This window comes from Noviherbaspirillum sp. (genome assembly GCF_036846085.1).
Classification (GTDB): Bacteria; Pseudomonadota; Gammaproteobacteria; order Burkholderiales; family Burkholderiaceae_D; genus Noviherbaspirillum.
The window spans coordinates 1-12047 of the sequence record NZ_DAIUCO010000155.1 but is presented as its reverse complement, the minus strand read 5'-3'; the positions used below and the strand labels follow the sequence as shown (position 1 = coordinate 12047).

Annotated in this window: 8 protein-coding genes; 6 read left to right on the top strand and 2 right to left on the bottom strand. The window is 62.7% G+C overall.

Annotated elements, in window-relative coordinates; genetic code table 11:
* Nucleotides 1-242, bottom strand: a 242-nt coding sequence (locus V7080_RS16980; RefSeq protein WP_334189578.1) for a hypothetical protein, incomplete at its 3' end; no start/stop codon positions are given.
* A 332-nt stretch (nt 243-574) separates the two neighbouring features.
* Here V7080_RS16980 and V7080_RS16975 point away from each other — a divergent pair.
* On the top strand, nt 575-2641 hold the full coding sequence (locus tag V7080_RS16975) for a serine/threonine protein kinase (RefSeq protein ID WP_334189577.1): 2067 nt from the start codon (nt 575-577) through the stop codon (nt 2639-2641).
* 73 nt (nt 2642-2714) lie between these two features.
* Here the strand turns inward: V7080_RS16975 and V7080_RS16970 are convergent, their stop codons facing one another.
* Nucleotides 2715-4727, bottom strand: a complete 2013-nt coding sequence (locus tag V7080_RS16970; protein ID WP_334189576.1) for an SUMF1/EgtB/PvdO family nonheme iron enzyme — start codon at nt 4725-4727, stop codon at nt 2715-2717.
* A gap of 304 nt (nt 4728-5031) precedes the next feature.
* Here V7080_RS16970 and V7080_RS16965 point away from each other — a divergent pair, with 304 nt between their 5' ends.
* From V7080_RS16965 to V7080_RS16945, 5 genes are all read left to right on the top strand, one after another.
* Nucleotides 5032-5457: a DUF4399 domain-containing protein gene (locus V7080_RS16965; protein WP_334189575.1), complete on the top strand. Its 426-nt coding sequence runs from the start codon at nt 5032-5034 to the stop codon at nt 5455-5457.
* 39 nt (nt 5458-5496) lie between these two features.
* Nucleotides 5497-5916 (top strand): DUF4399 domain-containing protein, encoded by a 420-nt coding sequence (locus tag V7080_RS16960; RefSeq protein WP_334189574.1) that lies wholly within the window; start codon nt 5497-5499, stop codon nt 5914-5916.
* 138 nt (nt 5917-6054) lie between these two features.
* Entirely contained in the window at nt 6055-8016 is a 1962-nt protein-coding gene (locus V7080_RS16955) for an HD domain-containing phosphohydrolase (protein WP_334189573.1), read from the top strand.
* Nucleotides 8017-8165: 149 nt separating this feature from the next.
* Nucleotides 8166-9614, top strand: a complete 1449-nt coding sequence (locus tag V7080_RS16950; protein WP_334189579.1) for an efflux transporter outer membrane subunit — start codon at nt 8166-8168, stop codon at nt 9612-9614.
* On the top strand, nt 9604-12047 hold a 2444-nt coding region (locus V7080_RS16945; protein ID WP_334189572.1), incomplete at its 3' end, for an FHA domain-containing protein. The genes V7080_RS16950 and V7080_RS16945, both read left to right, overlap by 11 nt.

Sequence of the window (12047 nt, the reverse complement as noted above, 5' to 3'; positions counted from 1 at the left end):
GCGGACATGGATTTGCCGTCGAGTTCGATGGACAGGGACAGGTCTTTGATGGTCAGTGCTTTCATGGTGATACTCCTAAGGTTGGTTTGGGTGGTTAGTGCGGCTTCTGTCGCACTCGAAGCATATACAGCAGGGACTGTGCCAGCACATGCCATGGTCACGCAGGATGCGCGCAAACCCTTGAAAACAATGGGGAAAATGCGATTTGATGTCGTTTGATCCAGCGCGCGTGCGGGCTTCATGCATGCCGTCCCTGATGGGGCCGGCCCAACAGTCGGTGCTGCTGGTGTTTGAGTGGATACGACACATCGGATGCCGCGCGCGGATGCATGACGTCTTCGCCATGGATGGGATGCGCGTGTCGACAGGGCGCTTAAAAAATAGGCACGACTCCTGCATGGCGTGGCTGATTAAACCGCGTGCATCTATATAGATGCACGCGCCTGCAACGCTGAATACCGGCGCTCCATACCAGCGCATGGTGAACCGTGATTTTTTCGACATCAAATGCCGTCTCGTCTGATTTCAGACAAATGGCGGTGACTGGAGACGCCGACAATGAAGCTCAATTGCCATGGCTAGCATTGCAAACACGATCTATCGCTTTGAAAGCGGCAACCTGACCAATAGCGAACTGTTGGCACAGGTGGATACCTTATTGGCCACCGATAAGGCCAACTCCGCACGCCTGAAAGTCATCCTCGACGACGAGCGCACCAAGACGCTGTTGCCCGCCGATGTGCTGAACGAATTGCGCAATCGCATCGACGAACCGTCGCATCGTGATCCCAACGATCCCGCCAGCACAGCCATGCAGGTGGATACCTCCGGCACCCAGTCTTACCGCAACGATAAAGCCCGCCCGGCGGCGGTGTTCGGCGGCGCGGATGACGAGGAAGCCGAACGGATGAAGGGCATCGGCGAATCGCTGAATGGCCGTTTCGTGCTGGAAGAGTGCATCGGATTCGGCGGCATGGGCACGGTGTACAAGGCGCTGGACCTGCGCAAGCTGGAGGCGTCGGACCGCAATCCGTATATCGCCATCAAGGTGCTCAATGTCCAGTTCCGCGGACATCCGAAATCGCTGATCGCCCTGCAGCGCGAAGCCAAGAAGGCGCAGACGCTGGCGCATCCGAATATCGTTGCCGTGTATGACTTCGACCGTGACGGCACGACGGTCTACCTGACGATGGAGTACCTCGACGGCAAGCCGCTGAGCCACATGCTGCGCAACCCGGAGTTCACCGGCATGGCGTTCGACAATGCGATGCGCATCGTTGCCGGCATGGCAAGGGCGCTTGCCTATTCGCATGAACGTGGCTTCGTGCACTGCGACTTCAAGCCCGCCAATGTCATCGTGACGGAGAAGGGCGAAATCAAGGTCATCGATTTCGGCATTGCCCGCGTGTTCCGAACGCCGGTCGTCGAAACCGAAGTCACGGTATTCGATCCCGGCAGCCTCGGCGGCCTGACGCCGGCCTATGCGAGTACCGAGATGCTCGAACATCGCGACCCCGACCCGCGCGATGATATCTACGCGCTCGGCTGCATTACCTACGAGTTGTTGACCGGACGCCACCCGTTCGACCGCCTCACCGCGACGCAGGCAAGGAACGCCGGCATGAAGCCGCAGCGGCCGAAGAACCTCAACAATGCGCAGTGGCGCGGGCTCAGGAATGCGATGGCATTCGAGCGCGATGCCCGCACGCCGACGGTGATGCGCTTTCTGGAAGACATGGGTATCGAGAGCCGGAAAAGCGGCTCGGCCGTCCTGCTCGTGGCAACCACCATGCTGGCCACGCTCGTTGCAGGCGGCGCCGTGTACTGGTTTGTGTCTCCCGGTGACAGGGCCGAACCGCCGCCGCTGGCGGATGCGCCGGTCACTCCGCCGGCGGAACCTGCGTCGACCCCGGAACCTGCGATACAACAGGCAGCCCCCGCGCCGCCGGCACAACCGGTGGCGCCGCCGACCGTGGCCTCGGTCAACCAGGCGCTGTCGCGCATCCCGTGTTCCGCGCTGATCGCAACGGCGCAGAACGACAGCATGCGGGTGGAAGGTTTTGTTGCGGCAAGCTACGGCGCCGCGCGCGTGAAGTCCCTGCTGGAAGGGGCGCCGGGTGCGCGGCCGGTGGCGCTGGAGGTGCAGCAGGTCAGCGAGGAAAAGTGCGGCATTCTCAATTTGCTCGCGCCTTACTGGACCGCCCACCGCCAGGCCGGCGGTCGTACAGCCATCCATACCCGGCCGCGCGATGCCCGGCTGATGGAAGGCGACAAGCTGATGCTCGATGTCAATACGCCGGGCCACGTGTCCTATGTGAACGTGGACTATTACTCCTTCGACGGTAACGTGGTGCATCTCGTGCCGAGTCCGCGGGCCAGGGCGAACCAGGCGCCGCCGAACTATTCGGCCACGATCGGCGGCCTCACGAACTGGATCGTATCGAAGCCCTTCGGTACCGACCTGATCGTTCTGCTTGCCACGCCGGTACCGCTGTTCGATCCCTTGCGCCCGGTCTCGGAAAGTACGCCGGCGTATCTGGCCGAGGTCGGGAAGCGCCTGGCCGGCATCGCGGAAAAGGAGGGCAGGGAAAAAATCGCGGTTGATTTCCTCCAGGTCACGACGAGACCGCGCGCACCCTGATCCGCATCCGCATCCGCATCCGCATCCGCATCAGCATCAGCATCAGCATCGATCGGCTGCGATGGCCCCATGTTCAATCGATCGATCTGGCAACCCGGAAACCGTTTTGCGAATGCCGCACGCCGGCGTCGTACTTGAAGCGCGTCGACGAGGGCATGTAGCGCGCATCCTCCCGCCATGATCCGCCGCGTATCACCCTGACCCGGCAGTTCGGCAGTTCGCGCGCACGTCCGTCCGGCGGGGCGCCGGCATGGGAGGTATGCCAGCAATCCGCCACCCATTCCCAGACACTGCCGTTCATATCGTACAGGCCGATGGGATTCGGCGCGAACGATCCGGCTTCCGCCGGACGGTCCTTCTGCCACGGTTCGCCGCAGTCCTTGCAGTTGGCCATCTTCGGCCGCATCTGGTCGCCCCACCAGAAGCGGGTGTTCGTTCCGCCCTTGATGGCGAGTTCCCATTCGGCCTCGGTCGGCAGCCGATACGGTTTGCCGCTGATCTTGCCGAGCCACTGCGCGTACTGTTGCGCGTCATCCCAGCTGACGTCCCGCACCGGGCTCTTCGTGAACTTCTCTTCGCCGGCGGACAGCTTCTGGCATGCACCCGCATCGACGCAGGCATTCCATTGTTCGACCGTCACTTCATATTTGCCGATCGCGAAAGGCTTCTTGATCGTGACCTGGTGCGCCGGCTTTTCGCTCGGGTCGCTGGTATTGCTTCCCATGGTGAATGTGCCGGCCGGCACGCTGATCAGCACCGGACATGCGGGGCAGTCCTTGATCTCGCCGGCTGCCGGCGGGCGCGATGCCGCCTTGTCGGCGCGCGGTTCCGATGCGGTCGCCGGGGCGGCGGACTCCGCCGGTTTCGGGGCAGGTGCGGCCACCGGCGGCGCGGGTTTCGTCTCGGGACTTTTCGCGGCCGGCGGCTGGCGCGGCCGCTCGGGAGCGGGCTTTGCGGGAGGCGCCGATTCGCTCGCCTGGGCGGGTGCCTTCGGCGCGGCCTGCTGCGGTGCGCTTTCCGGCTTGGCCGGCGCTGCGGCGCGCAGCCTGGCGATGCGGGCGCGAGCCAGCGCCGCGAAGCGTCCGTTCGGATAGGTACTCAGGTAGGCTTCGTAGTCGCTCGCGTGAGTGCTGTCCTTGATGGATTCCCAGAAAGAAAGTTCGTACTGTTCATCACTATCCTTCGGCAGGATGGCGCGGCTGCGGAGCACGTCGACTTCCTCGGCCGCCGCCGCATACAGTAATGGTATCGGTGCGGCATCGGCCGGGACGAAGCGGTAAGCAGTCATTGTCGATCCTGGGGATGCGGATACCCACGGCACCTGCTGCCCGTCTGTCGCGCGCTGCACGCCCGACGCCACCCGCCTGAATAATTCGTCAAGGCCTTGCCCCGGCATCCCGATATGCCGCAGCAGTTCCGCGGTGAACATGCCGTGCCGCTTTCCATCCGCAGCAAAGGCACCGCGGCCGGTGGCGAAGGCGAGCAAGGTGTCTTCATCGGGCAAACCGTCAGCCGCCGGCGGCAGGCCGGCATCGAACGGACGTAGCGGATCGTTGAGGCAGATATCAAGGATGACCATGTTGCGCTTGCCGGGCCGGGGCGCGGACATTTCACGGAGAACGCTGCGCAATTCCATTCCGGTCGACAGCAGTGCCGCCGGCACGCCGTCCGCTGCGCTGCTGTCGACCGGAATCAGAAAGGTATCGCCTGCGCTGGCGGCGCCGTGCCCGGAGAAATAGAACAGGCCGGTGCCGCCTTGCCGGAGATGCTCGCCGAAGCGGCGCGTCGCATCATGCATCTGCTGCAGCGTGGCGTCTTCATACTGCATGACGTCGAAACCCAGCGCGCGCAGCGCGCTGCCGACGGCGTGCGCGTCACGCGCCGGGTTGGACAGCGGCGTCGTTCGATAGCGGCTGTTGCCAATCACCAGCGCCAGTTTTCCTGCATCGGACTTCGCCGTGGCGGACGGCGTTGCTTCAGGCTTTACAGTATTGGACAAGCTCGTCGCATCGCCCGGCGGCAGCCAGGCGAGCAATGCCAGCATGCAGAGTAGATGAAGTCCATGCCATGCGGTTCGACGATTCATATTGGGGTTCCGAGGTCACTGTTCTGATCCAGGCATGCGCAGTGCGCCGCCTGTCGTTTGCTTTTACCTGGTGCCATGAAAAGGCCGGCATAGTTACCTTGCTCTATCTTTGACTTTAGTGCGTAAGCCATTCTGTTCAAGATCAAACACTCGGCAGTATTTGGATTACTTCGAAACCCTTCTGATTTAACGTTAACCACGTTTCGTATCGTTAGCCGGACCGCTTCTTACCTGCTGATGCAAACCCTCGCGAACGGCGGTCGATGCGGCTGCGGGGCGACGATTCTCATAGGAGGATGCAAGCATGCTGAGACAAATCGGCTTTGGGATCCTGGTGATGGCGGCATCCTCCCTCATGCCTGCATCGGCGCAACGCACACCCGCCGCAAGCGATGCGCAGGTCTACTTCGTCTGGCCCGCCGACGGGGCTGTCATCAACGGCGGGAAATTCTGGGTGCGCATGGGCCTGCGCAACATGGGCGTCGGGCCCAAAGGTGTAAAGCTTCCGAACGTTGGCCACCATCATCTGTTGGTCGATACCGAACTGCCTCCCTTCACGGACCCTATTCCCTCCGACAGAAATCATCTTCATTTCGGGGCAGGGGAGACGGAGGCGAGGATCGAACTTCCGCCCGGAAAACACACGCTGCAGCTGCTTCTCGGTGACCATGATCATGTGCCGCACGATCCGCCGATACATTCGAAGAAGATAACGATCACCGTGCGGTAAGGGCAACAAGGACAGGGGGACAACAAGATGGGGGCGATCATGAACAAGCTACTTGCTGCCGCGGTACTCATGCTTCCATGCCTCATGGCGATCGCCGGCGGGACCCCGGCACCGCCGAATGCCTATCTCTATATAGGCTGGCCCAACAACGGGGAGGTAATCGCGTCCGGCAAGCCGTTCCGCGTATGGTTCGGCTTGCGGGACATGGGTGTCGCGCCGAAGGACGTCAAGTATCCCAACACCGGGCATCATCATTTGCTGATCGACACCGATTTGCCGGCGGCCGACCAGGTGATTCCGTCAGACCGGAACCACCTGCATTTCGGTGCCGGCGAAACCGAAACGATGATCGAGCTGGCTCCGGGCAAACACACGCTGCAACTTCTGATGGGTGACGACAAACACATTCCCCATAACCCACCGATTTATTCAAAGAAAATCACGGTGATCGTGAAGTAAACCGCGGGGAGGGCTTGTGGCATGGACATCGGCACGGTATTTGCAAAGGAAGCCAAGCAAGGGAGCAGGTGAAGTGACGGTGCCGGCTTGATCAACAAGCATCCATAGAGAGCGGCGGCGGCGATTGAAGGCGGCAAGATGGAACACGGGACAGCAAACGCCGACGCCAGCGGCGCGGTGACGGCCTATCTGGAATGGAGCGGCGACGGGACCGCCAGGCCGGTGGTGTTTCCGATTCATGATGAAGTGGTGATCGGACGCGAGCCGCAGGATTCGCTCGGCACGGAAAAATTCTTCTGCATCCCGAAGCACACCATCAGCCGCCGCCATGCCCGCGTCAGTCGCAGGAACAATACCTACTACGTCGAAGACCTTCATTCCTTCAACGGCACCTTCGTGATGGGCAAGCGCCTGTCCCCGGGAAGCTGGCATCCCCTGCGCGACGGCGACGAGCTGATGGTGTCCTCCGCGCAAATCGTATTTCACTCGCTTATCGTGCCGTCCGGCGACAGCATGCCGACCATCATCGCCCGCTCGGTGGATGCGGCCGATCTCACCCGGTTCATGAAGAGCGCGCCGGATGTGACCCAGGGCGACATGCAGCGGGTCGTGAAGAAGCTGCATGCGATGGCACAGGTCAGCATTGCCCTTGGCGTGGTCAAAGACAGCGCGACGCTGACGGAAAAGATCATGGATTTCATCTTCGAACTTTTTCCGCTGGCCGAACGCGCATTCATCGCCTTGCGCAAGAACGAGGGCGAGCCGCCGGTGATGGTCGCCGCGCGCCGCCGTGACGGCAGGAATGACGACCTGAAATCGGTGCGGCTGTCGCGCACGCTGGTGCAGGAAGTGATGGTGAAAAAGCATTCCATCCTGTCCGTCGATACCTTGTCGGACCGGCACTTCGGCGTGCAGCATTCCATCATCGCGCAGGCAATCCGAAGCGTCATGTGCGTGCCCCTCATCCTGGAGAACGAGTGCCTCGGCCTGATCCAGGTGGATACTTCCTCCGACCCGTATGCATTCAAGGAGCAGGACCTCGAAATGCTCACCGGCGTGTGCGCGGAAGCGGCGGTGGCGCTGAAGAATTTCCAACTGTATTCCGAGATCGAAGGCCTGCTCGACGGCTTTGTGCGCGCGTCAGTGCAGGCGATCGAGGAACGGGACCCGGTCACGGCCGGCCACTCCTTCCGGGTCGCTACCTATGCCGAGCATTTCGCGCGGGCGGTGGACCGCACGGAGGAACCGGCTTTGCGGCAGGTCCGCTTCAGCAGGGATCAGTTGCGCGAGATCCGCTATGCCGCATTGCTCCACGACTTCGGCAAGGTGGGCGTGCGCGAGAACGTGCTGCAGAAGGAGAAGAAGCTGCATCATCACGAGATGCTGCTGCTGGAACACCGCTTCAAGTATGCGCGGGCCTGTCTCGAAAAGCAGGCTTATCGCCGGCTGGCGGAAATGCATGCGGAACAGGATTTGAGCATCACGGCGTTCAGGCAGGTCAAGCGCGAGATCGACCAGAACCTGCAGCTTGAGTTCGACCGCCTCGATACCTTCCTCGATTCGATACGGCGTGCCAACGAGCCGTCCATATCGGCCGGCGAAAAAGCATTCGACCTGCAGAACGTCCTTGACTACGGCTGCCATGAATCGGATGAGACTTTCATGCCGTTGCTGGGGCGGTCGGAGTTCGATGCGCTGGGCATTACGAAAGGATGCCTGACACCGGAAGAGCGGCAACAGATCGAATCGCATGTGGCGGATTCCTACTCTTTCCTGATCCTGATTCCATGGACGAGGGATCTCTCGGGCGTGCCGTCGATCGCGCATGGACACCACGAGAAGCTCGACGGTTCCGGCTATCCGATGGGCCTGCAGGGCCCGCAGATCAGCACGCAGACGCGCATCCTGACGATCTGCGACATCTACGATGCCCTGACCGCGTCGGACCGTCCCTATAAAAAGGCCGTGCCGGTGGTAAAGGCGCTGGACCTGCTATCGGCGGAATGCCGCGCACAAAAGCTCGACGCCAACCTGTTCCGGGTGTTCGTCGAATCGAGGGCGTGGGAAGCCACGCAGGACCGTTTGATCGCCACCCCCTGATCAATCCCGACAACACATGACATGGACTGGCCAATCTCCATCGGCTCGACACCGGGATTTCCGCCAGGGATGAGGACATTATGCTGAACACCCTACTTTCACGCGACACGACGCCGAAGCGAGGGGCGCGGATTGCCCCGCATGCGAATATGCTCCGGCGGAAATGCGCCGTCGCCGGATTGTGCACCGCCGTCCTCGGCGGCTGCGCGGATGTCAGCATGCAGCCGTACCAGCGCCCGGAAGCGCCAATGAAGGCTGCCTGGACGGAGCGGCAGGAGGCTGCCGTATCGCCGACGACAACCGTCACGCTCGACTGGTGGAAGGAGTTCCGCGACCCCTACCTCGATTCCCTGGTGGCGAGGGCAATCCAGAACAACGTCGACATGAGGATTCTCGCCGCCCGCATCCGGGTCGCTTCCTCGCAGATCGGGGAGGTGCGTGCCGGCGCGCTGCCGACGCTGGATGCCGGCGCGGGCGCCAGCTTTGAAAAAAGCACCGGACGAAAATTTTCGAAGGATTTCAATCTCGGTACCCAGGTCAACTGGGAAATCGATGTCTGGGGCAAGGTGGACAAGGGCGTGCAGGCGCAGACCGCCCAGTACCGCGCCAGCGAGGCGGACTGGCGCGCCGGGTATCTGAATCTCGTGGCAGGCGTCGCCACCACCTATTTCCAGATCCTCCAGCTCGACCAGCAGATCGACCAGCAGAAGCGCACGCTCGCGAAAAGCCGCGACATCCTCACCACCTATGAAGCGATGCACCGGTCCGGCCTCCTGCCCAATACCCGTGTGCTGCAGCAGCGCGCGGAAATCAACCGGCTCAGCAACGATGCGCTCGAACTGGCGCGGGGAAGGGAGCTCGCAGGCAATGCGCTGGCGACCCTGCTCGGCGTACCGGCCGGTGAATTCCGCGTACCGGTCGGCTTCCTGCAGGAGAAGGTGCAGCTGCCGCCGGTGCCGGCGGGCCTGCCGGCGGAGCTGCTCAAGCGCAGGCCGGATGTGGTCGCGGCCGAATTCCGCGTCCTGGAGGGCTACAACATGGTCGGCCAGGCGAAGCTGGCGCAGCTGCCTTCCATCAGCCTCACCGGCAGGGGCGGCACGTCCAGCTTCGCCCTGAGCGACCTGCTCAAATCCTTCACCTTCGGCATACTGCCGAGCATCAACATTCCGATCTTCGACCCCAGCGTCAAGGCGCGCATCAAGACCACCGAGGCGCAGACCAAGGTCGTGGAAGAGGAGTACCGGCGCACCGTCATCGGCGCGCTGGAAGAAGTGGAAAACGCGCTGGTCAACCTGGATGCCCATAAGAAGCAGCGCGTGGAACTTCAGCAGCAGATCGACAACCTGCAGGTGGTGGCGGCACAGATCCGGGCGCAGGTGAAGGAGGGCGTGGTGTCGCAGCTCGAGGTGTTCGAGACCGAGCGCTCGCTGCTCGGCGCCCAGCTTGCGCTGCTGGCAAATCATCAACAGATCCTGTCCGACACCGTCACGCTGTACAAGGCGCTCGGCGGCGGCTGGCCGCCGGTGGATGTCGCCGCGGCCGGCACGGCATCTGGAACATCGGGGCTCGCGGAGGCGGCAAATCAAAATGAAAAATGATTCCGCGGTGATTGCGGAGAGGCCGCCACGGGCGGAGCAGGGGTTCGCCGATTTCGACATCGTGCTGGAGCCGGTGTCGCACCCGGACCTCGGCGACATACGCATCGAAGACAACCTGTTCGCCATCGGCCGTACCGAACCGCCGTTCGTCACCTACCCGCAGGACAAGGTGGCCGACCTGTCACGCCGGCATGCCCGGATATTTTGCGAGTATGGCGTGGTGTACATCGCCGATCTCGACAGCAAGAACGGCACCACCGTCAACGGCGTCAATATCCAGCAGAAGATCAGCCGGCTGCATGACGGCGACGAAATCTGCTTCGGCCGGTCGCTGACCTACCGGGTCAAGCTGGGCACGCGCGAGCGTGCGCCGCGGCATACCGACCGCCTCGTCAGCATGACCCTGACGCCGGAGAAGGCCGACACGGGGATCCAGCCGATCGTCATCACCCAGCTTCCGTTCCTCGTCAGCAAGAGCGACGATGTGTTCGGCCGCTACAAGAACGACTTCCCGCACCAGGTGGAGTATCTCTCCCGCCGGCATGCGCACATCTTCATGCGCGGTGGCTCGCCCTGCGTGGAAGACCTCGGCAGCACCAACGGCACCTTTGTCAACGGCAAGCGCCTCGAAGAGCATGCGGTATGCCTGGCCGATGGCGACGTGCTGGCCTTCGGCGGCCATCATTTCGTCTACACCGTCAGCCTGCAGAAAGACACCACGGCGATCGATCCGACCGTCACCAAGATCAGCGACCCGCCACCCAAGGTGATGCCCGCGGTGCCGGACGCGATGGACAAGACGACCTTCATTGCCGCGCCGGATTCCTTCCTTGAAATCTTTTGCATCGAACCGGCGGGACAGACGGAGGAAGAGCCGGTCAATGAAGAAAAGAAAGAGGCCGACGGCGCGGCAAGGGAATCGCGCAAGCCGCGCGCAAGGGGAAAATTTTCGTCGATGGTGCGGGGCGCCGCACAGGCACTGCACGATGGCGAGCGCACTACCGGGCGCCGCGGCCGCTGGTGGGCGGCGATCGCATTCGTGCTGCTGACGGTGGCTGGCGGATGGGCTTACTTCCATACCGGCACCGAGCGGCAGTTGCAGGACATGGTCGCCCAGGGCGACCACGAGCAGGCCGCGCTGCTGGCCAGCCGCGTGCTGGAGAGCGATCCCGGCAACGGCGGATTGCAGGCGCTCGGGACGGAGGCCTTGTTGAAGGCGCATGTGCCGGGCTGGCTCAAGGTGCTGCAGGCGGGCGACTTCGCGCAAGCCGCCGCGATTCACGCGACGATGACGCAACTCGGCGGCAGCAACAAGGATGTGCAGCCGCTGCTGGCCGAACTGGAGTGGATGGGTAAGCTGAGCGAATTCGCCGCCACCCGTAAGCAGGCCGATGCGCCGATCAGGATCTTTGCCGATGAGGAACGGATCAAGCAGCTGCTCGCGTACTGGGATGAGGACACCAGCGGGCATCAGCGATCGCTTGCGCGCATCGTGACGCATGTGCCGGAGTTCCGGGAGCCGTATGCGACGGCGCTGAGTCATTTGCGCAGGCTGCAGAGTGAAAACGCGGTGTACCTGGCCGCGATCGATCGCCTCAAGTCGACCATCGATACCGAACTCGGTCGTGACAGGCCGGAGGCGCTGACCGTCGTGTTCAACGACTATGCGGAAAAGTATCCCCGCATCGGCGGGATGGATCAGCTCAAGCGCGACCTGCAGCAGTACATCCGTATCGACAGCGTGCTGCGTGACCGGAACATCGGCCCGCTGGCCCATTACCTGGAAGCCGCGCAGTTCACGACGCCGCCGTTCAAGGCCAAGCTGCAATCGCTCGTCTCGACCGACCGGCTGCCGCCGCCCGACCTGCTTTCCCGCTACACCGACGTCTCGAAGGCGTGGAACCGGGGCGACACGAAAGCGGCCCTGTCCGCGCTGGAGACGATGAAAGGCGGCGCGTGGAACGACAGTGTCATGAGCGACCTGGCGCGCAGGCAGAACGTGGTGAAGCAGTTCGCGGCATTGCAGGGGGCGCGTGGTGAAAAGGGATTCGACGAACGTCTGCTGGCGTTTTACGGCGTGCTCGATCCGCGGGAAGACGGCTACTTCGTCCGCGCGGTGGAGAGCGATCTCGTCGCCAACAAGGCGAAGGTGCTCAAGCGCGCCGAGGAAAAAGTCACGCGCGCCGCGGCGCTCTGGCGGGAATACCAGGAGAACGGGGCGATCGACGCCGGGCTGCGCATCGAATCCGGCATATCGGAGCGGTTCCGCTCGCAGGCCGGGCTGTTGTCGCGGGCGCATGATGATGTGGTTCAGGGTGTGCGGGTTCATAAGCAGCTGAAGGCGGCGCAGCCGGCGCAGTGGGACACGCTGCAGTACGAGATCGAAGCGGAGATGGCGCAGCAGCGCAGTGCCTTGCTGGGGTTGCAGGGGAA